At 70.3% G+C, this 19,675-nt stretch carries 19 protein-coding genes; 9 read left to right on the forward strand and 10 right to left on the reverse strand.

Annotated elements, in window-relative coordinates; all coding sequences use genetic code 11:
• The 3 genes from sdhA to sdhC are packed head-to-tail and all read right to left on the reverse strand — an operon-like array spanning position 1 to position 2,721.
• On the reverse strand, positions 1-1,827 hold the full coding sequence (sdhA, locus tag AB0310_RS16460) for a succinate dehydrogenase flavoprotein subunit (protein WP_259954611.1): 1,827 nt from the start codon (positions 1,825-1,827) through the stop codon (positions 1-3).
• 19 nt (positions 1,828-1,846) lie between these two features.
• Complete coding sequence (locus AB0310_RS16465) at positions 1,847-2,287, reverse strand: succinate dehydrogenase hydrophobic membrane anchor subunit (protein ID WP_149085820.1); 441 nt, start codon at positions 2,285-2,287, stop codon at positions 1,847-1,849.
• Positions 2,287-2,721, reverse strand: coding sequence for a succinate dehydrogenase, cytochrome b556 subunit (gene sdhC, locus AB0310_RS16470; RefSeq protein WP_082758508.1), 435 nt, complete (start codon positions 2,719-2,721; stop codon positions 2,287-2,289). The genes AB0310_RS16465 and sdhC overlap by 1 nt, the downstream gene beginning before the upstream one ends.
• Before the next feature lie 165 nt (positions 2,722-2,886).
• Between sdhC and AB0310_RS16475 the strand changes: the two genes are divergently transcribed.
• The 9 genes from AB0310_RS16475 to AB0310_RS16515 all read left to right on the forward strand — a co-directional run bounded on the left by AB0310_RS16475 (position 2,887) and on the right by AB0310_RS16515 (position 13,328).
• Positions 2,887-4,002: a mannose-1-phosphate guanylyltransferase gene (locus AB0310_RS16475; protein WP_071329657.1), complete on the forward strand. Its 1,116-nt coding sequence runs from the start codon at positions 2,887-2,889 to the stop codon at positions 4,000-4,002.
• 147 nt (positions 4,003-4,149) lie between these two features.
• On the forward strand, positions 4,150-5,268 hold the full coding sequence (locus tag AB0310_RS16480) for a BMP family lipoprotein (RefSeq protein WP_187661944.1): 1,119 nt from the start codon (positions 4,150-4,152) through the stop codon (positions 5,266-5,268).
• A 105-nt stretch (positions 5,269-5,373) separates the two neighbouring features.
• Positions 5,374-6,888 carry an ABC transporter ATP-binding protein gene (locus AB0310_RS16485; protein WP_259954614.1) on the forward strand — a complete coding sequence of 505 codons (1,515 nt, stop codon included), beginning with the start codon at positions 5,374-5,376 and terminating at the stop codon, positions 6,886-6,888.
• The gene (locus tag AB0310_RS16490) at positions 6,885-8,192 is read left to right on the forward strand and encodes an ABC transporter permease (protein WP_187661942.1); all 1,308 of its coding nucleotides are present in this window, start codon (positions 6,885-6,887) and stop codon (positions 8,190-8,192) included. Before AB0310_RS16485 ends, AB0310_RS16490 begins: the two co-directional genes overlap by 4 nt.
• Positions 8,192-9,475, forward strand: coding sequence for an ABC transporter permease (locus AB0310_RS16495; protein WP_396667033.1), 1,284 nt, complete (start codon positions 8,192-8,194; stop codon positions 9,473-9,475). The genes AB0310_RS16490 and AB0310_RS16495 overlap by 1 nt, the downstream gene beginning before the upstream one ends.
• 28 nt (positions 9,476-9,503) lie before the next feature.
• The gene (locus AB0310_RS16500; RefSeq protein ID WP_187661940.1) at positions 9,504-9,902 is read left to right on the forward strand and encodes a cytidine deaminase; all 399 of its coding nucleotides are present in this window, start codon (positions 9,504-9,506) and stop codon (positions 9,900-9,902) included.
• Positions 9,899-11,212, forward strand: coding sequence for a thymidine phosphorylase (locus AB0310_RS16505; protein WP_268776828.1), 1,314 nt, complete (start codon positions 9,899-9,901; stop codon positions 11,210-11,212). The genes AB0310_RS16500 and AB0310_RS16505 overlap by 4 nt, the downstream gene beginning before the upstream one ends.
• A gap of 48 nt (positions 11,213-11,260) precedes the next feature.
• Positions 11,261-12,376, forward strand: a complete 1,116-nt coding sequence (locus AB0310_RS16510) for an adenosine deaminase (RefSeq protein WP_187661938.1) — start codon at positions 11,261-11,263, stop codon at positions 12,374-12,376.
• Between the two features lie 82 nt (positions 12,377-12,458).
• Positions 12,459-13,328 (forward strand): carbohydrate kinase family protein, encoded by an 870-nt coding sequence (locus AB0310_RS16515; RefSeq protein ID WP_259954618.1) that lies wholly within the window; start codon positions 12,459-12,461, stop codon positions 13,326-13,328.
• On the opposite strand, the gene AB0310_RS16520 is transcribed toward AB0310_RS16515, so the two are convergent.
• The 7 genes from AB0310_RS16520 to AB0310_RS16550 are packed head-to-tail and all read right to left on the reverse strand — an operon-like array spanning position 13,325 to position 19,598.
• Complete coding sequence (locus AB0310_RS16520) at positions 13,325-14,071, reverse strand: alpha/beta hydrolase (RefSeq protein ID WP_268776829.1); 747 nt, start codon at positions 14,069-14,071, stop codon at positions 13,325-13,327. The genes AB0310_RS16515 and AB0310_RS16520 overlap by 4 nt on opposite strands.
• Positions 14,072-14,107: 36 nt before the next feature.
• On the reverse strand, positions 14,108-15,262 hold the full coding sequence (locus AB0310_RS16525) for a mannitol-1-phosphate 5-dehydrogenase (RefSeq protein ID WP_366237651.1): 1,155 nt from the start codon (positions 15,260-15,262) through the stop codon (positions 14,108-14,110).
• Entirely contained in the window at positions 15,259-15,693 is a 435-nt protein-coding gene (locus AB0310_RS16530) for a PTS mannitol transporter subunit IIA (RefSeq protein ID WP_187661934.1), read from the reverse strand. Before AB0310_RS16530 ends, AB0310_RS16525 begins: the two co-directional genes overlap by 4 nt.
• Positions 15,690-17,324: a PTS mannitol transporter subunit IIBC gene (locus AB0310_RS16535; RefSeq protein ID WP_366237652.1), complete on the reverse strand. Its 1,635-nt coding sequence runs from the start codon at positions 17,322-17,324 to the stop codon at positions 15,690-15,692. Before AB0310_RS16535 ends, AB0310_RS16530 begins: the two co-directional genes overlap by 4 nt.
• On the reverse strand, positions 17,321-19,006 hold the full coding sequence (gene ptsP / locus AB0310_RS16540; protein ID WP_363447002.1) for a phosphoenolpyruvate--protein phosphotransferase: 1,686 nt from the start codon (positions 19,004-19,006) through the stop codon (positions 17,321-17,323). Before ptsP ends, AB0310_RS16535 begins: the two co-directional genes overlap by 4 nt.
• Positions 19,003-19,284: an HPr family phosphocarrier protein gene (locus AB0310_RS16545; protein WP_187661931.1), complete on the reverse strand. Its 282-nt coding sequence runs from the start codon at positions 19,282-19,284 to the stop codon at positions 19,003-19,005. The genes ptsP and AB0310_RS16545 overlap by 4 nt, the downstream gene beginning before the upstream one ends.
• Positions 19,281-19,598, reverse strand: coding sequence for a PTS sugar transporter subunit IIB (locus AB0310_RS16550; RefSeq protein WP_363590086.1), 318 nt, complete (start codon positions 19,596-19,598; stop codon positions 19,281-19,283). Before AB0310_RS16550 ends, AB0310_RS16545 begins: the two co-directional genes overlap by 4 nt.
• Positions 19,599-19,675: the final 77 nt, after the last annotated feature.

Below are 19,675 nucleotides of genomic sequence, written 5' to 3' on the forward strand. Positions count from 1 at the left end.
TCAGTACTTCCTCTCCATCGGCGGGTAGTTGAACTCGCCCTTGTCGTTCTTGGTGAAGACGACGGGCTTCCAGTCGAGCTTGATGTGGTCGCTCGGGTCGGAGGAGTGCGGGTCGCCCGTGAGGTACGCCATGGTGTGCTTCATGTAGTTCTCGTCGTCGCGCTTCGGGAAGTCGTCGCGCATGTGGCCGCCGCGGCTCTCCTCGCGGTTCTGTGCGGCGTAGACGACGACCTCGGCGATGTCGAGCAGGAAGCCCAGCTCGACCGCCTCGAGCAGGTCGGTGTTGAACCGGTGGCCCTTGTCGTCGACGTGCACGTTCTTATAGCGCTCACGGAGCTCGGCGATCACGCCGAGGACGTGCTGGAGGGATTCGTGCGTGCGGAACACCTGCGCGCCCTTGTCCATCTCGTCCTGCAGCGTCTTGCGCAGCACGGCGATCCGCTCGGTGCCCTGGTTGTTGCGCAGGCCCTCGAGCATGTCGGAGACGAACGCCGCGGGGTTCTCCGGAAGCGGGACGAAGTCCGCCGTCTTGACGTACTCCACCGCGTTGCGACCCGACCGCTTGCCGAACACGTTGATGTCGAGCAGCGAGTTCGTGCCGAGACGGTTGGCGCCGTGCACCGAGACGCAGGCGCACTCGCCGGCGGCGTAGAGACCGGGGACGACGGTGTCGTTGTCCGCGAGCACCTCGCCGTTGTTGTTCGTGGGGATGCCACCCATGGCATAGTGCGCGGTGGGCATGACGGGCACCGGCTCGACGACCGGGTCCACGCCCAGGTACGTGCGGGCGAACTCGGTGATGTCCGGGAGCTTGGTCTCGAGTACCTCGGCGCCCAGGTGTGTGCAGTCCAGCAGCACGTAGTCCTTGTGGGGACCGGCGCCGCGGCCCTCCGCGACCTCCTGGACCATGCAGCGCGCGACGATGTCTCGGGGCGCCAGGTCCTTGATGGTCGGGGCGTACCGCTCCATGAAGCGCTCACCGGAGGCGTTGCGCAGGATCGCGCCCTCGCCGCGGGCGCCCTCGGTGAGGAGGATACCGAGGCCGGCGAGGCCGGTCGGGTGGAACTGGAAGAACTCGAGGTCCTCGAGGGGGAGGCCCTTGCGCCAGACGATGCCCACGCCGTCGCCGGTGAGCGTGTGCGCGTTGGAGGTCGTCTTGAAGATCTTGCCGAAGCCGCCGGTCGCGAAGATCACGGCCTTGGACTGGAAGACGTGCAGCTCGCCCGTGGCGAGGTCGTACGCGACGACGCCGGCGACCTGCGTCGCCCCCGCCGCGTCCTTCACGGTGATGAGGTCGAGCACGTAGAACTCGTTGAAGAAGTTGATGCCGAGCTTGACGCAGTTCTGGAACAGCGTCTGCAGGATCATGTGGCCGGTGCGGTCGGCGGCGTAGCACGCGCGGCGGACCGGGGTCTTGCCGTGCTCGGCCGTGTGGCCGCCGAAGCGGCGCTGGTCGATCTTGCCCTCAGGGGTGCGGTTGAAGGGGAGGCCCATGTTCTCGAGGTCGATGACCGCGTCGATGGCCTCCTTCGCGAGGATCTCCGCCGCGTCCTGGTCGACGAGGTAGTCGCCGCCCTTGACGGTGTCGAAGGTGTGCCACTCCCAGGAGTCCTCCTCGACGTTCGCGAGGGCCGCCGCCATGCCGCCCTGCGCGGCACCGGTGTGCGACCGCGTCGGGTACAGCTTGGAGATCACGGCCGTCTTCGCGCCGGGGCCGGCCTCGATGGCCGCCCGCATGCCGGCGCCGCCGGCGCCCACGATGACGATGTCGAACTGGTGGTAGTGCACGCCGTCACGGACGACGGAATCCTGCGTCTGGGTAGTCACTTCTCGTTTGCCTCTTCTTCTAGCCCTGCGCCTGGCAGGTCTCCCACAGCGTGCTCGACTCGGTCACACCCAGGCACGGGTCGAACGTGAAGACGACCAGGGTGCCGAGGAGGATGAGCAGGCCCGCGGCCAGGCCGAGGGCCCAGACGAGCGCCTTGCGCGCGGTGGGGTTGGTCACGTAGTCGTTCACGATCGTGCGCATGCCGTTGGCGCCGTGGATGAGGGCGAGCCAGAGCATCAGCACGTCCCACCACTGCCAGAACGGCGTGGCGAACTTGCCGGCGATGAAGGCGAAGTCGAGGGCGTGGATGCCCTCGCCGACCATGAGGTTGACGAAGAGGTGGCCGAAGATCAGCACGACGAGCACGACGCCCGAGACGCGCATGAAGACCCAGCCCCACTTCTCGAGGTTGATGCCGCGCTGACGGCGGGCGGGAGCGGCGACGGTCTGCGCGCTCATCAGTGTCCTCCTCCGAAGCCGGCGAACGCGAGCATCAGGTGACGCGGCACGAAGCCGGCCATGATGATGCCCCACACGAGCAGCACGCCCCAGAACAGCTGGCGCTGGTACTTGGCGCCCTTCGACCAGAAGTCGACGGCGATGATGCGCAGGCCGTTCATGGCGTGGAACACGATGCCCGCCACGAGCACGACCTCGCCGATCGCCATGACCGGGTTCTTGTACGTGCCGATGACCGCGTCGTACGCCTCCGGCGACACCCTGATCAGCGCCGTGTCGAGCACGTGCACCAACAGGAAGAAGAAGATGGCGACTCCGGTGATGCGGTGAAGCACCCACGACCACATGCCTTCGCGACCCCGGTAGAGGGTGCCGCGGGGGGTCTTGGACGTGGTTTCCGAAATCGACGGTGTCAAGCGAGCGCTTGTGGACACGGTCGTCCTCCCTGGATCGATGTGTTTCGGTCGCGTGCGCTGCTTCGTCCACATCTGGCCTGGAGGAGGGTCAGGCACGCCCGATCGGAGTCCATCCTATTCCCGTGCGGACGCCGCGGGCGACGAAGGGGAGCCTAAGTCGAACCCGCCGCTACGCTGGCCTGCATGAGCGAGCCGATCGAAGACTTCTATGCGGTCATCCCCGCCGGTGGCATCGGCAGTCGGCTGTGGCCGCTGTCCCGCGCGGACGCCCCGAAGTTCCTGCACGACCTCACCGGCTCCGGCCATTCGCTGCTGCGCGATACGTGGGACCGGCTGGAGCCGCTCGCCGGACCGGACCGGATCGCGGTGGTCACCGGCCGCGCCCACCGAGCTGCGGTGGAGGCGGAGCTGCCCGGCATCGCCGACCTCAACGTCTTCCTGGAATCCGAGCCCCGCGAGTCCGCGGCGGCGATCGGGCTGGCCGCGGCCGTGCTGCATCGGCGCAACCCGGACGTGATCATCGGCTCGTTCAGCGCGGACCACGTCATCCGGGGCACGCGGGTCTTCGAGTTCGCCGTCCGCGACGCCGTCGAGGTCGCCAGGGAGGGCTACATCTGCACGATCGGCATCGCGCCGACCGAGCCGGCGGTCGGCTTCGGCTACATCAAGAAGGGGCCGGAGCTGGTCGTGGAGCGCGCCAGGGAGGCGGCCCTCGTCGAGAGCTTCGTCGAGAAGCCGGATCTGGAGACGGCCAGGGCCTACCTCGCCGAGCGCACCTACCTGTGGAACGCGGGCATGTTCATCGCGAAGGCGAGCGTCCTGCTGGACGAGCTCGCGGCCAACGAGCCCGCCCTGCACGCCGGTCTTCTCGAACTCGCCGAGGCCTGGGACGACCGGGAGCTCCGCGGGCCCGCCGTCGACCGCATCTGGCCACGGCTGAAGAAGATCGCGATCGACTACGCCGTCGCGGAGCCGGCGGCGCGGCGCGGGCGTCTCGCCGTGGTCCCCGGGCACTTCGACTGGGACGACGTGGGGGACTTCGCGTCGCTGACGAAGCTCATCACGAACGGCCGCAAGAACGACCTCGCCGTCCTCGGGCCCCGCGCCCGGGTGCTGACCGACGCGGCCAGCGGCATCCTCGTCAGCCAGACCACCCGCGTGATCAGCCTGGTGGGGGTGCAGGACATCGTCGTGGTCGACACCCCCGACGCGCTCCTGGTCACGACGGTCGAGAACGCGCAGCGGGTGAAGGGCGTGGTGGAGTCGCTCAAACTCAACGGCCAGGGCGACGTGCTCTGATGAGCAGCGCTCCGTGCTCATCGGCAGGGTTGATTTCAGCTTTGTAACCATTGGCCCGGCCGCCCGGGGCCGACGTGCACGAACGTCGAAACACTAGGTAACTTTGATCGATCCGCGATGGCCGCGGGTTCGTTGAGGGAGGCATCCGTGACCATCTCCACCACCAAGAAGCTGCTCGGCGCGACGGTCGCCGCCGGTGTCGTCTTCGCTCTTGCCGGCTGCGGTCAGGCGCCGACCGACGAGTCCGAGGGCGGATCCGCCCCCGTCGACTCCGACTTCAAGCCGTGCCTCATCTCCGACGCCGGCGGCTGGAACGACAAGTCGTTCAACCAGTCGGCCAAGGAGGGCATGGACAGCGCCGCCGACGAGCTCGGCATCAAGCCGCTGGAGTTCGAGTCCGCCAACGACAACGACTACGCGCCGAACCTCGAGACCGCCGTCTCCGAGGGCTGCTCGCTCATCGTCTCGGTCGGCTTCAAGCTGTCCGCAGCCACGGTCGAGTCCGCGCTCGCGAACCCCGAGATCGACTACGCGATCATCGACGACTGGGCTGACAACGACTTCGACGGCACCACCGACGCGCCGAACATCAAGCCGCTCGTCTTCGACACCGCTCAGGCTGCCTACCTCGGCGGCTACGCCGCGGCCGCCTGGTCCGCAGAGGCCGGCGTGAACAAGGTCGGCACCTTCGGCGGCATGCAGATCCCGTCGGTCGCCGTCTTCATGGACGGCTACCAGCTCGGTGTCGAGAAGTACAACGAGGACAAGTCGGCCGACGTCCAGGTCTTCGGTTGGGACGCCGCCACCCAGAAGGGCTCCTTCACGGGCGGCTTCGACGCCAACGACACGGCCAAGCAGACCGCCCAGGGCGTGCTCGACCAGGGTGTCGACGTCATCCTCCCCGTCGGCGGCCCGGTCTACCAGAGCGCCGCAGCGGCGATCAACGACAGCGGCAAGGACACGCTGATGCTCGGTGTCGACAGCGACCTCGCCGTCGCCGACCCCAGCGTCGCCGACATCACGCTCGTCTCCATCATGAAGGCCATCGACGTGGCCGTCCGCGACGCGACGCTCGCGGCCGCCGCCGGCGAGTTCGATCCGGAGCCCTACATCGGCACGCTCGAGAACGAGGGCGTGAAGCTCTCCGGCTTCGGCGACTTCGAGGCGGACCTGCCCGAGGGCCTCACGGACGAGCTGTCCGCTCTCCAGGAGCAGATCATCTCCGGCGACATCACGGTGGAGTCCGAGAACTCTCCCACCCGCTGAGTCGGAGCCGTACCCAGCACGGGGCGAGTGGCGCAGGCTGCCACTCGCCCCGCACTGTGGGCGGCGACGATTCTCCTCGGTGACTCTTCTGGATAAGGTGCAGATATGAAGCTCGAACTTCGCGGCATCACCAAGCGATTCGGCAGCCTCGTGGCGAACGACCACATCGATCTCGTGGTCGAACCCGGTCAGATCCACGCTCTCCTCGGCGAGAACGGTGCAGGCAAGTCGACGCTGATGAACGTGCTCTACGGCCTGTATCAGGCCGACGAGGGCGAGATCCTCCTCGACGACGTCGTGCAGCACTTCCGCGGCCCCGGAGACGCGATGGCCGCGGGCATCGGCATGGTGCACCAGCACTTCATGCTCGTGCCGGTGTTCACGGTGGCCGAGAACGTCATGCTCGGTCACGAGCAGACCAAGGGCCTCGGCACGCTCGACATCGCGAAGGCGCGCGAGCACGTGCGCGCGGTCGCGGCGCGGTTCGGGTTCGACATCGATCCGGACGCCGTCGTCGGCGACCTGCCCGTCGGTGTGCAGCAGCGCGTCGAGATCATCAAGGCGCTGTCCCGCGACGCCAAGGTCCTCGTCTTCGACGAGCCCACCGCGGTGCTGACGCCGCAGGAGACCGACGAGCTCATGGCCATCATGCGCCAGCTCCGGGACGAGGGCACCGCGATCGTGTTCATCACGCACAAGCTGCGCGAGGTGCGCGAGGTCGCCGACCGCATCACGATCGTCCGGCTCGGACGAGTGGTGGGGGAGGCCTCGCCGACCGCCACCAACGCCGAGCTGGCCTCGCTCATGGTCGGCCGCGCGGTCGAGCTGACCGTGCATAAGGAGGCGCCCCGCCTCGGCGAAGGCGGCCTGGAGGTCCGCAACCTCCGGGTGCTCACCTCGACCGGAGCCATCGTCGTGGACGACGTCGACTTCACGGTCCGCCCCGGTGAGGTCCTCGCCATCGCCGGTGTGCAGGGCAACGGCCAGACCGAGCTCGTCGAGGCCATCGTCGGCCTCGCCGCACGCGTCGAGGGGAACATCATCCTCGACGGTACCGAGCTCGTGGGCAAGAGCGTCCGCGGCATCCTCGACGCCGGTGTCGGGTTCGTGCCGGAGGACCGTACCGAGGACGGCCTCGTCGCCGGATTCTCGGTCGCCGAGAACCTCATCCTCGACCGCTCCGACGATCCCGCCTTCAGCCGGGCCGGGACGCTGCGTCGCGGCGCCCTGGAGGACTTCGCCAAGAAGCGCATCGCGGAATACGACATCCGCACGCAGGGCCCGGACACCCCCGCGGGAACCCTCTCCGGAGGCAACCAGCAGAAGGTCGTGATCGCGCGCGAGATGAGCCGGGAACTGCGGCTCTTCGTCGCGGCCCAGCCGACGCGCGGGGTCGACGTGGGCTCGATCGAGTTCATCCACAAGCGCATCATCGAGACGCGGGACGCGGGCATCCCCGTGATCGTCGTCTCGACCGAGCTCGACGAGGTCGCCGCCCTCGCCGACCGGATCGCGGTCATGTACCGCGGCACCATCGTCGGCATCGTCCCCGGTGACACGCCCCGGGAGACACTCGGACTCATGATGGCCGGAGCGGCCGATGCGGAGGTGACCGCGTGAGCGGCGCGACACCCGGTGCAGGAGACGTCACGAAGGGGCTGCCCCCCGAGCAGCTCCCGCCCAGCACGGGCCTGGCGGACGAGGTGCCCCCGCCCCCGCGCGGCAACGCCGTCCTCAAGGAGATCCTCCGCGGGAGTGCGGTCACGACGATCCTGGCGATCGTCCTCGCGCTCATCGTCGGCGGCATCCTCATCGCTTTCACAAACGAAGACGTGCAGAAGGCCTCCGGATACTTCTTCGCCAAGCCGAGCGACACGTTCGTCGCGGCATGGAACGCGGTCTACAACGGCTACGAGGCGCTGTTCCGCGGAGCGATCTTCAACGCCCGCGGCGCCGACTTCGCCGCGCAGATCCGACCGCTGACGAACACGCTGGGCTTCGCGGCTCCGCTGATCGCCGCCGGTCTGGGCGTCGCGCTCGCCTTCCGCGTCGGCCTGTTCAACATCGGTGCCCGCGGTCAGATGCTCGTCGGCGTCGCGGTCGCGGCCCTGCTGACGTTCAACCTCGACCTGCCGATCTGGTTCCACCTGCCCGTCACCCTGCTGGCCGGTATCGCCGGCGGTGCGCTCTGGGGCGGCATCGCCGGTCTCATCAAGGCACGCACGGGCGCGCACGAGGTGATCCTCACGATCATGCTCAACTACATCGCGTACTACCTGCTGCTGTGGATGATCCGCACGCCGGGGCTCCTGCAGAAGCCGGGGACCAATCAGGCGCTGGGTTCTGCGACGCCCGAGAGCGCGCAGTTCCCGACCCTGCTCGGCCCGCAGTTCCCGCTTCTGGACCTCGGCTTCGTCATCGTGGTCATCGCGACGGTGTTCGTGTGGTGGCTCATCGAGCGCTCCTCGCTGGGCATGCGCATGCGCGCGGTGGGGGAGAACCCGCACGCCGCTCGCGCCGCGGGCATCAGCGTCAAGCGCGTCTACGTCTACGCGATGCTCTTCGCGGGTGCCCTCGCCGGCCTCGCCGGCATGAACCAGCTCCAGGGCGCCGTCACCACCGGCGTCACCGAGACCATCGACGCCGGCATCGGCTTCGACGCCATCACGGTCGCCCTCCTCGGACGCAGCCGCGCGTGGGGGACCTTCGCGGCCGGGATCCTGTTCGGTGCCCTCAAGGCGGGCTCGTTCTCCATGCAGGCGCAGGACATCCCCGTCGACATCGTGCTCGTCGTGCAGTCGCTCGTCGTGCTGTTCATCGCCGCGCCGCCGCTGCTGCGCACGGTGTTCTTCCTCCCCAAGTCCGACGCAGAGAAGGCGGCGAAGGCGAGAGCCAAGGCCGCGAAGAAGGCGGTGACGGCATGATGTCGCTCGTGCAGACCGAAGCCGCCGACGGCACGGTGCAGCTCGCCACCGTCCGGGAGCGTCACCTCAAGGCACCGATCAGCCTCGCGATCGTCACCGCGCTGCTGGCCGTGCTCTTCCTCGCCGTGCCGCGCAGCGGCACCAGCACCTTCCGCCTCGGCGACCGCACGTCGGCCTTCGAGCTCCCCGACGTGGAGCTGCCCACCGCGCCGACCTTCTGGGTCGTCTTCGCCGTGCTCGTCGTCCTCACGGTCGCAGCGTTCCTCCGGGCGTGGACGTACCGCGCCCCGTCGATCTGGCTCATGGTGGTCTACGGCGTGCTCGCGGTCTTCGCGTTCCTGGTCTGGGCCGCAGCCGGGGGCCTCGTCCCCGTCACGAGCCTGCTGTTCGGTGCCGTGTCGCTGTCGGTGCCGCTCGTGTTCGGCGCGCTCGGCGGCGTCATCGGCGAACGGGCCGGTGTCGTCAACGTGGCCATCGAGGGGCAGCTGCTCCTCGGCGCCTTCTCGGCGGCGCTGCTGTCCAGCATCACCGGCAACGCTTTCGTCGGCCTGATCGGCGCCATGATCGGCGGCGTGCTCGTCGCGAGCGTGCTGGCGGCGTTCGCCATCAAGTACCTCGTCGAGCAGGTCATCGTCGGTGTCGTGCTCAACGTCCTCGTCACCGGGCTCACCGGATTCCTCTACGGAGCGCTCCTCGCCCCGAACGAGGCCGAGCTGAACACCCCGGTCCGCTTCTCCCGCATCGAGATCCCGGTGCTGAGCGACATCCCGATCATCGGTCCGGTGCTGTTCAACCAGACCTTCATCGTGTACCTCATGTTCATCACCGTGGCCGTCGTCGCGTGGGGCCTGTACCGCACCAAGTGGGGCCTGCGCCTCCGCGCGGTGGGCGAGCACCCGCAGGCGGCCGACACGGTCGGCATCCGGGTCAACCCGACCCGCTTCTGGAACGTGCTGCTCGCGGGCGCGATCGCCGGCATCGGCGGTGCGTACTTCACGCTCGTGTCGGTCCCGCAGTTCGGCAAGGAGATGACGGCAGGTCTCGGCTTCATCGCTCTCGCCGCCGTGATCTTCGGCCGCTGGGACCCGATCCGCGCGACGCTCGCCGCCCTGCTCTTCGGATTCGCGACGAACCTGCAGAACCTGCTCTCGATCCTGAAGACGCCGATCCCCGGCGAGTTCATGCTCATGCTGCCGTACGTCGTCACGCTGCTCGCGGTCGCCGGATTCGCCGGTCAGATCCGGGGCCCTGCCGCCAGCGGCAAGCCGTACATCAAGTCGTAGAACCCGCAGGGAAGAAGGAACCACCACCATGACGGACATCGACTGGGATGAGCTGCGGCAGGTCGCCGCGGATGCCATGACCAAGGCGTACGCGCCGTACTCGCGCTACCGCGTGGGAGCGGCGGCTCTCGTCAGCGACGGGCGGATCGTCGCCGGATGCAACGTCGAGAACGCCTCCTACGGCGTCACGCTGTGCGCCGAGTGCGCGCTCGTGGGCGATCTGTTCATGTCCGGCGGCGGGCAGCTCGTCGCCTTCGTGTGCGTCAACAACGACGGCGAGACGATCATGCCGTGCGGCCGGTGCCGCCAGCTGCTGTTCGAGCATGCCGTACCCGGCATGCTGCTGGAGACCGTCTCCGGCATCCGCACGATCGACGAGGTGCTGCCCGACGCGTTCGGGCCGCGCGACCTGGAGGACGCACGATGACCGCGGGACAGGCTCAGGGAGCCATCGAGCAGTTCGACGCGATCGACGTGATCCGGGCCAAGCGCGACGGAGGCGTGGTCCCGGAGCCGGCCCTGCGCTGGATGGTGGACGCCTACACGCGCGGCTACGTGTCCGACGCGCAGATGGCCTCCTTCGCGATGGCGATCTTCCAGCGCGGCATGGAGCGCGACGAGATCCGCGTGCTCACCGACGCGATGATCGCGTCCGGGGAGCGGATGAGCTTCGCGACTCTCGGCAAGAAGACCGTGGACAAGCACTCCACGGGTGGCGTGGGCGACAAGATCACCCTGCCGCTCGCGCCCCTCGTCGCCTCGTTCGGCGTGGCGGTGCCGCAGCTCAGCGGCCGCGGCCTCGGCCACACCGGCGGCACGCTCGACAAGCTGGAGTCCATCCCCGGCTGGCGCGCTGCGCTCAGCAACGAGGAGATGTTCGCGCAGATGCAGGGCGACGTCGGGGCCGTGATCTGCGCCGCGGGGTCGGGTCTCGCGCCCGCCGACAAGAAGCTCTACGCGCTCCGCGACGTCACCGGCACCGTGGAGGCCATCCCGCTGATCGCCTCCAGCATCATGTCGAAGAAGATCGCCGAGGGGACCGACGCTCTCGTCCTGGACGTGAAGTTCGGTTCCGGCGCCTTCATGCAGGACATCGACAGGGCTCGGGAGCTCGCGCGCACGATGGTGGCGCTCGGCACGGACTCCGGTGTCGCGACCACGGCACTTCTGACCGATATGAACGTTCCCCTGGGCCGCGCGATCGGCAACGCCAACGAGGTCCGCGAGTCGGTCGAGATCCTCGCCGGCGGGGGACCCGCCGACGTCCGGGAGCTGACCGTCGCGCTCGCGCGGGAGATGCTCGCCCTCGCCGGTCAGCCTGACGCCGACGTGGAGGCAGCGCTCGACGACGGCCGCGCCATGGACACGTGGAAAGCGATGATCCGTGCGCAGGACGGCGACCCCGACGCGGCGCTCCCGGTGGCGCGGGAGACGCACGTCGTGACGGCGCCCGCGGACGGCGTCGTGACCCGCATGGACGCGCTTCCCTTCGGCATCGCCGCCTGGCGTCTGGGCGCCGGGCGTGCGCGCGCGGAGGACCCGGTGGTCTTCGAGGCGGGGATCGATCTGCATGCGAAGCCGGGGGACCGGGTGTCGGCGGGGCAGCCGCTGTTCACGCTCTCGGCAGCCGACGAGGCGCGCTTCCCCCGGGCGATCGAGGCGCTCGAGGGCGCCTGGGAGCTCGGCGACGAGGCTCCGACCGTGGGACCGATCGTCCGCGAGCGCATCACGGCGTGAGGCCCGGGCGCTAGCCTGGACGAACACCCCGCGACCGAGAGGATCCCCATGTCGATCGATGCGAGCGGCGACGTCGCCATCCAGGGCGTCTCCCTGCGGAGTCTGCCGAAGGTGTCGCTGCACGACCACCTGGACGGCGCGGTGCGCCCGGCCACGATCATCGAGCTCGCCGACGCGATCGGTCTCGAGGTCCCGGCATCCGACCCTGCCGCGCTCGGTTCGTGGTTCGCGAAGAAGAGCGACGCGGGATCGCTGGTGGAGTACCTGAAGACGTTCGAGCTCACCACCGCGGTCATGCAGACCCGTGAGGGGCTGACGCGCGTCGCGCGAGAGTTCGTCCAGGACCTCGCGGCGGACGGAGTCATCTACGGTGAGATGCGATGGGCGCCGGAGCAGCACCAGGCGCGCGGTCTCTCGCTGGAGGACGCCGTCGAGGCGGTGCAGCAGGGCATCGAGGAGGGTGAGGACGCTGTCGACCGCGACGGCCGCAGCATCCGCGTCGGCCAGCTCCTCACCGCGATGCGGCACACCGACCGGGCGCGGGAGATCGCCGAGCTCGCGGTGGACTTCCGCGGACGGGGCGCCGTGGGCTTCGACATCGCCGGCCCCGAGGACGGCTTCCCTCCGTCGGACCACCGCGCGGCCTTCGACTACCTCGCCGAGAACTTCTTCCCGGTGACCGTGCATGCGGGGGAGGCAGCCGGGCTCGCCTCCATCCGCTCCGCCCTCCTGGACGGGCGTGCGCTCCGACTCGGACACGGCGTGCGCATCGCGGAGGACCTCGAGGTCGTCACGCAGGAGGGCGACGAGGTGCAGGTGCGCTTCGGCGACCTCGCCCGCTGGGTGCGCGATCGGGAGATCCCGCTGGAGCTCTCCCCGTCGTCGAACCTGCAGACCGGAGCCGTCGCGGCGTGGGGGCAGACCCTCGCCGATCATCCGTTCGACCTGCTGTACCAGCTCGGGTTCGCGGTGACGGTGAACGTGGACAACCGCACCATGAGCGCGACCTCCCTCACGCGGGAGCTGGCGCTGCTCGTGCAGACGTTCGAGTACGACCTCGACGACCTCGAGGCCTTCCAGTTCAACGCCGCCGCTGCGGCGTTCCTCCCCGTCGAGGAGCGCGAGGAGCTCGTCGAGATGATCGCCGAGGGCTTCGGCGCCTGACCCGGCGGCCGACACGACCCGTCGCGGCCGACACGACCCGTCGGCACGGCCGGAACGGGAGGCGGGACGCGAGGATGGGGGCATGCCCGCCTCCGTCTTCCTCGCCGGTCCCGCCTCGTGGAACCGGATGGTCCTGCTCGACCGGCTCCCCGAGCCCGTGCCCCACATGCAGTTCGCGCAGGCGAGCTGGGAGACGGTCGGCGGCACGAGCGCCGGCAAGGCGCTGAGCCTGACGACGCTGGGGCGGCCGGTCGTGCTGCATGGCATCGCCGGAGAGGACGAGGACGGGCTGCGCGTCCGCGAGGCGCTGCAGGCGGCCGGAGTGGTCGCGCACTGGACGGACGGGATCACCGAGCGGCACCTCAACCTGATGACGCCGCGCGGTGAGCGGGTGTCGCTGTACCTCTCGACCCCGGCGGAGACGACGGGGGAGGCGGACGGGGCGCACGCGGCGGAGATGGCTGGAGCCGACGCCGTCGTCCTCGACCTGGCCGCCGAGCCGCGACGGCTGCTCCCGCTCGCAGTGGCCAGCGGCACGCCGCTGTGGGTCGACGTGCACGACTACGACGGCGTCGGGGAGTACCACCGGCCGTTCCTCGCGGCAGCCACGGCGGTCTTCTGCAACGCGGACCGGCTGGACGCGCCGGTGGAGTTCCTCCGCGCCGTCGTCGCGGAGGGAGCGGCGTTCGCGGTGTGCACGCTCGGCGCCGAGGGAGCGGTCGCGGTGGGGGCGGACGGTGCCGAGTTCCGGGTGCCCGCCGTGCCGACCACCGTCGTCGACACCAACGGCGCCGGCGACGCGTTCTTCGCGGGCGTCCTCGACGCGCGGCTGGGAGGCGCGGACCTGGCGTCGGCGCTCTCGGCGGGCGCACGCTCGGCCGCCGGAGTGCTGACCACCCGGCATCTGCACCCGCTGCTCGACCCGATCCTCGGGGATCCGCGGGCGGCCTAGGGCGCGACCTGCTCCAGGAACCCGCCGACGACCTCGGTGACCTCGGCGTCCATCTCGTCGTCGTCGATCGTCGGGGTACCGTCGCCGGACTGGGGTCCGTAGTCGCCGAAGGAGGCGTGGGAGGCGCCGTCGATCTCGACGAACTCGGCGTCCGCGGGGAGCTCGGAGCGGGCGTCCGCGATCTTCTCGGGTGTGGAGAGACCATCCTCGCTGCCGGAGACGCTCAGCACCGGGAGGTCGGTGCCTGCGAGGTCGGTCGCGCAGTAAGAGGCGAAGAGGACGAGGGCATCGGCGTCCGTCGCGAGTTGACAGGCGCGCACCCCGCCGAGGGAGTGGCCGCCCACGGCCCAGACGCCGACGTCGGGCGCGGCGCTCGTGAACGAGTCGAGTCCGCGGGGATCGAAGAAGGCGAGATGGAGCCAGGGCCGCGTGATGACGACCGTGGTGCCCTCCGCCGCGAGCCCCTGGAGGATCGACGCGTAGGCCCAGGGGTCGACCTTCGCGCCGGGGATGAAGACGAGTCCCCGGTCGGAGGAGCCGTCCGCGGGCTCCAGGACGATCCCCTCATCGGCATCGGTCACCGTGATCGCCGGGTTCTCGCGGACGGCGGTCAGCGGTGCGGGCTCCGCGTCCATGACGCCGACCTGGCTCCAGACGAGGACTCCGCCGATGGCGAGGAGGATGACGATCGCCACGCTCCACAGGACTCGCTTCAGGACGCGGCGCCGGGGCTTCTTCTGCACAGCAGCAACGCTACCCCGGCCCCGACGCCGCGTCCCTCAACCGGCGAGCGCCGCTTGACGGAGGGCCACGGCGTCGCGGACGGCGGGGAAGAGCGGGTGCTCCGGATCGAGGCCGGTGGTGCGGACGGTGAAGCCCGCCGCGTTCTCCGTGCGCAGAAGGGTCTGCAGCTCGACCGACTGCTCGTCGGCGGCGTCGTCGAACTCCAGCGCGGCGGCGACGGCGGCCACCAGGGCATCCGTCGGCAGTCCGTGCTCGGCTGCCATCGCCGCGGGGCCGATGAACCGCTCGTGCCGGGAGATCTTCCGCAGGGGCTGACGGCCGACGCGCTGCACGGTGTCCACGAGCTCCGGGTTCCGGAACCGCTCCAGGATGGTCGCACGGTACTGCGCGAGGTCTGCGGGGTCGAGCCCGTGCTCGACGACCAGCACCGCCGAGGTCTCCTCGAGGGCGGCCGACACCTGCGCGGCGATCGCGTCGTCCGCGAGGGCGTCCGAGATCCGCTCGATGCCCGCCCGTGCACCGAAGTACGCGGTGGCGGCATGACCGGTGTTCACCGTGAAGAGCTTGCGCTCGATGTACGGCGCGAGGTCGTCGACGAAATGGGCGCCGGGGATGCGCGGCGGGGTGTCGCCGAACGGCCGGGCCTCGATCGCCCACTCGAAGTACGGCTCGACGGTGACGTCGATGCCCCCACCGTCCGGCTGCGCCGGCACGATGCGGTCGACGGCGGTGTTCGCGAACACCGCACGCGCGAGGAGGACGTCGGCATCCGGCCCCGCCGCCGCGACGATCTCCTGCCGCAGCTGATCGGTGGCGCCGATGGCGTTCTCGCAGGCCATCACCTGCAGAGGCGCGGCCTCGGGGGAGCGCAACGCGAGCCCGGCGACGATCGACGGGGCGACGAACCGCAGCACGGTGGGGCCGACGGCGGTCGTGACGACGTCGGCCGTCGCCACCTCCTCCGCGACGACGGCGGGGTCCGTGCGGCTGTTCACCGCACGGAACCCGGAGACGACGTGGTCGGTCCCTCCGGGGCCGGCTTCGTGCACGGTGTACGAGCCCGCCCGGTCGATCGCCTCCACGAGTGCGTCGGCGACGTCGCTGAACACGACCTCGTATCCGCCCTCGTGCAGGAGCAGGCCGACGAAACCGCGCCCGATGTTGCCCGCCCCGAAGTGGACCGCCTTCATCCCTCGTTCACCTCCGAGAGGAGAGCGAACAGCTCGTCCGGCGTCGCCGCCGCTTCCAGCCGGGCGACGTCGTCCTCCTCCGAGAAGAGGATCGCGATGCGGGACAGGATGTCCAGGTGCTCATCGCCGACGCCGGCGATGCCGATCACGAACCTCGCCTGCTCGCCGTCCCAGTCGACGCCGCCGTCGTAGCGGACGACGGAGAGCGCGGACGCCAGGATCGTGTCCTTCGCCTCGTTCGTGCCGTGCGGGATGGCCAGGCCGTTGCCCATGTACGTCGACACGGTCTCCTCGCGCTGACGCATCGCATCGACGTACGCCGGGGTCACCGCACCGGCGGCGACGAGGATGTCCGTCGCCTCCTGGAGCGCGTCGTCCCGCGACGCGCCTCCCGGGTGGATGCGGACCTGCTCGGCTGTGAGAACGCTCATTCTTCGTCCTTTCGCTGTTCCTTGACCATCTCGACGACCTCGTCGTACTTCGGCGAGTTCATGAAGTTGTCCACCGAGACGTGCAGGGAGTCCGGCGACTTCGCCGTGGCCCGGTCGGTGAGCTGCTGCTGCGTGATGACCACGTCGGCGGCGCCGTCGAGGTTGGCGATGGCGGCGTTCGTGACGGTGATGCCCTCGATGCCGGCCTTCTTCAGCTTGTTCCGCAGCACGCTGGCGCCCATGGCGGACGAGCCCATACCGGCGTCGCACGCGAACACGATGGTCTCGATCGGGGCCGCCGCGACCGCAATGGTGGCGGGAGCGGGCGTGGACTCCGGTGCCGCCGTCGCGGTCGAGGTGCGCAGGGCGTCCATCGCCGCGGACGACTTGCCCTTGTTCGCCTCGGTCTGCGCGATGGCCGCACCGAACGTGTCGCCCTCGGCGGCGAGGTCGCGCTTGCGCGAGGCCCGCAGGATGACGCCGGTGATGAGGAAGGTCACCGTCGCGGCGATGATGACCGACAGGTACACCACGAGGAGGTTGGCGACGCCGGGGCCGATGGCCGCGGCGGTCACGGCGATGATGCTGCCCGGGGCGGCCGGGAAGGCCAGTCCGCCGCCGAGGACCATGTTCGTGGTGACGCCGGCCGCTCCACCCGCGATGAGCGCGAGGATCGTGGTCGGCTTGCTGAGAGCGTACGGGAAGTAGATCTCGTGGATGCCGCCGAAGAACTGGATGATGGCGGCACCGGGAGCCGAGGCCTTCGCGGCGCCGACCCCGAAGAAGGTGAAGGCGAGCAGCAGGCCGAGGCCGGGGCCGGGGTTCGCCTCGATGAGGAAGAGGATCGACTTGCCCGTCTCCGCAGCCTGCTCGATCCCCAGCGGGGTGAACACGCCGTGGTTGATGGCGTTGTTGAGGAACAGCACCTTGGCCGGCTCGACGATGATCGACACGAGCGGCAGCAGGTTGAGCGACACGAGCCAGTCGACGGCGGCGCCCAGCGCGGCGCTGATGCCCAGCATGACCGGACCGAAGGCGAAGAACCCGACGATGGCGAGGAGCATGCCCAGGATGCCGGCGGAGAAGTTGTTGACGAGCATCTCGAAGCCAGGGCGGATCTTGCCGTCCCACAGCCTGTCGACCTGCTTCATGATCCAAGCGGCGATCGGGCCCATGATCATCGCGCCCAGGAACATCGGGATGTTCGTGCCGACGATCACACCGACGGTCGCGATCGTGGCGACCACGCCGCCGCGCTCGCCGTAGACCATGCGGCCGGCCGTGTTCGCGATCAGGAGGGGCAGCAGGTAGGTGACCATCGGGCCGACCAGGCCCACGTAGGCCAGGATGTTGCCGTCTGCGCCTTCGGCGACCGCGGTCATCGCGCCTTGCCAGCCGAGGACGGCGGAGTCGCCGCCGCCGCCGATGATCTCGGCGACGCCGGCCCAGTGCCAGCCGAACGGGCTCTCGGCGCCGAAGAAGCCCTTCGGGATGAAGAGCATCGTGATGAAGCCCCAGGCGATGAAGGCCGCGATGTTCGGCATGATCATGCCGGAGAGGAACGTGCCGAAACGCTGCACGCCCACGCGGAGGCCACCGGGGGCGGTGGCGGCGGGTGACGTCGTCGTCATGATGTGGTCTCTTTCTGATGAGGGGGGAGTGCCGCGGCGAGGGTCGCCGCAGCGGTGCGGGCGGAGGGGGCGTCGTCCGCGGCGAGCGCGGCTTCCGCGAGGCGGAGGGCGTCGTCGCGAGTGCGGGCGGCGAGCGCCTGGCGGACGTCCGCGAGGGCCGACGGCGCCATGGAGAGGCTCGTCGCACCGAGCCCCACGAGGACGACCGCGAGCAGCGGGTCGGCCGCGGCCTCGCCGCAGATGCCGACCGGCTTGCCGAGGCGGGCTCCGGCGGTGCCGACCTCGCGCACCAGGCGCAGCACCGCGGGGTGCCAGGGGTCCTGGAAAGACGCGACCGAGCCGAGCAGCCGGTCCGCGGCCATCGTGTACTGCGTGAGGTCGTTGGTGCCGATGGACGCGAAGTCGGCGTGGGCGAGGACGCGGTCGGCGAGCAGGGCGCTGGACGGCACCTCGACCATGACGCCGGCCGTCTTCAGCCCGTACTCGCGGGCGAGGCCTGTGAAATACACGGTCTCCTCGACGGTGGCCACCATGGGCGCCATGACCCACAGATCGGCGTCGGTCGCGGCGTCGGCCTCGGCCAGCGCGGTCAACTGCTCGCGGAGGATGTCCTCGCTCGCGCGGAGAGCCCGCAGACCGCGCAACCCCAGGGCCGGATTCTCCTCGTGCGCGTCGTTGAGGAAGGCCAGGGGCTTGTCGGCCCCTGCGTCGAGCATCCGCACGACGACCTTCTTGCCGGGGAAGGCCTCCAGGAGCTCACGATAGGACTCCCGCTGCTGGGCCACGGTCGGCGCCTGCGACGCGGACAGGAACAGGAACTCGGTCCGGAACAGCCCGACGCCCTCGGCCCCGCGTGCGACCGCGTCGGCGGCGTCGGCGGGCTTCCCCAGGTTCGCGAGGAGGGCGACCGGTGTGCCGTCGGCGAGCGCACCGGGCGTGAGCGGCGCGTCGTCCGCGACCAGTCTGGCCGCGGCGCGCTCGGCGGCGCGGCTGCGCTCCTCGGCGGTCGGTTCGCGGGTGATGACGCCTGCGGCGGCATCGACGATCACGGTCTCCCCGGTCGTCAGCGCGTGCCCGTCGCCGACGCCGACCACAGCCACGATGCCCTTCTCCCTGGCGAGGATCGCCGTGTGGGAGGTGGGGCCGCCGTCGGTGGTGACGAGGGCGAGCACCTGGTCGAGGTTCAGCAGCGCCGTGTCAGCGGGCGCGAGGTCGCGTGCCACGAGGACGAACGGGTGCCCGGGATCGGGCACGCCGGGGGCGTCCACCCCGCGCAGCCGGGCCAGCACCCGCTGCGCGATGTCGTCGAGGTCGGCGGCGCGCTCGCCGAGGTAGCCGCCGACGGCCTCGAGCGTGGCCCGGAAGCCCGCGAAGGCGTCGTGAACGGCCCATTCCGCGGTGGCCCCGGCATCGATCCTCGCGTCGACCTCGTCCTGCAGCGTCGGGTCCTCGGCGATCATCGCCTGCGCCTCCAGCACCTCCTGCGCGGCGCCGCCGGCGGCCTCGCCACGCTGCGTCAGCTCCTGCGCGACGACGGCGACGGCCTCGCGGACCCGCGCGCGCTCGGCATCGGCCCCGGCGGTGCTCGGGACGTTCTCGGGCGCGGGCAGCGCCTCGGTCATGCGGACGACCGGTCCCTGCGCGACGCCGAGACCGATGCCCACTCCTCGCAACGCGCTCATCCGGCCGCGTCCTGGTCGTGGTCGGTCGTCAGCAGCTCGGTGAGCGTGTCCAGTACGCCCTCGGCGCCGTCGCCGTCGGCCGTGAGCGTCACGTAGTCGCCGTGCTCGATGGCCAGCGCGATCACCCCGAGGATGCTCGCGGCGTTGACCGGCGTGCCGGAGTCCTTGGCGATCGTGACCGCGAGCCCGGAGTCCTTCGCGGCCTGCGCGAAGATCTTTGCGGGCCGGGCGTGCAGTCCGTGCGAGGAGCCGATGCGGACGGTGCGGGTGGCGGTCATGGTGTTCCTTTCGGGGCCCCGCCGGCGGCGGCGAGGGTCGACTGGGCGAGAAGAAGGGTGCGGACGCCGTCGCGGTCCGCGAACACGTCGTCCGGCAGGACGGCGACGGGCGCGCGGGTCAGGTCGCGGATGGCGTCGAGGCGCTCACGCAGATGCGGGCCCACGAGGACGAGGTCGTGTCCGCCGAGGGGGACGGTGCTCTCGACCCCGGCATCCGCATCCCAGTCCAGGCCTGCTGCCGCTGCGGCAGTGCGCAGGCGCTGAGCGACGAACGTGCTCGACGCGCCGGCGCCGCAGACCACGAGAATCCTCATCGATGTCACCCTTCCTGAGAACAGTCTGGGAAACGTGACCACGGCGGCACCAACACGTTCTCTTCCGCCCCTGCGGA

Origin of the sequence: Microbacterium meiriae, assembly GCF_040702565.1 — a bacterium.
GTDB classification, from domain to species: Bacteria; Actinomycetota; Actinomycetes; order Actinomycetales; family Microbacteriaceae; genus Microbacterium; species Microbacterium meiriae.

Excerpts from the sequence above, each read along its gene's own strand:
- AB0310_RS16535 (WP_366237652.1), bottom strand. The coding sequence starts at position 17,324 with ATGACGACGACGTCACCCGCCGCCACCGCCCCCGGTGGCCTCCGCGTG.
- AB0310_RS16545 (WP_187661931.1), bottom strand. The coding sequence starts at position 19,284 with ATGACCGCCACCCGCACCGTCCGCATCGGCTCCTCGCACGGACTGCAC.
- AB0310_RS16485 (WP_259954614.1), top strand. The coding sequence starts at position 5,374 with ATGAAGCTCGAACTTCGCGGCATCACCAAGCGATTCGGCAGCCTCGTG.
- AB0310_RS16515 (WP_259954618.1), top strand. The coding sequence starts at position 12,459 with ATGCCCGCCTCCGTCTTCCTCGCCGGTCCCGCCTCGTGGAACCGGATG.
- AB0310_RS16505 (WP_268776828.1), top strand. The coding sequence starts at position 9,899 with ATGACCGCGGGACAGGCTCAGGGAGCCATCGAGCAGTTCGACGCGATC.
- AB0310_RS16465 (WP_149085820.1), bottom strand. The coding sequence starts at position 2,287 with ATGAGCGCGCAGACCGTCGCCGCTCCCGCCCGCCGTCAGCGCGGCATC.
- AB0310_RS16550 (WP_363590086.1), bottom strand. The coding sequence starts at position 19,598 with ATGAGGATTCTCGTGGTCTGCGGCGCCGGCGCGTCGAGCACGTTCGTC.
- AB0310_RS16510 (WP_187661938.1), top strand. The coding sequence starts at position 11,261 with ATGTCGATCGATGCGAGCGGCGACGTCGCCATCCAGGGCGTCTCCCTG.
- AB0310_RS16495 (WP_396667033.1), top strand. The coding sequence starts at position 8,192 with ATGTCGCTCGTGCAGACCGAAGCCGCCGACGGCACGGTGCAGCTCGCC.
- ptsP (WP_363447002.1), bottom strand. The coding sequence starts at position 19,006 with ATGAGCGCGTTGCGAGGAGTGGGCATCGGTCTCGGCGTCGCGCAGGGA.
- AB0310_RS16500 (WP_187661940.1), top strand. The coding sequence starts at position 9,504 with ATGACGGACATCGACTGGGATGAGCTGCGGCAGGTCGCCGCGGATGCC.
- AB0310_RS16530 (WP_187661934.1), bottom strand. The coding sequence starts at position 15,693 with ATGAGCGTTCTCACAGCCGAGCAGGTCCGCATCCACCCGGGAGGCGCG.
- AB0310_RS16525 (WP_366237651.1), bottom strand. The coding sequence starts at position 15,262 with ATGAAGGCGGTCCACTTCGGGGCGGGCAACATCGGGCGCGGTTTCGTC.
- AB0310_RS16475 (WP_071329657.1), top strand. The coding sequence starts at position 2,887 with ATGAGCGAGCCGATCGAAGACTTCTATGCGGTCATCCCCGCCGGTGGC.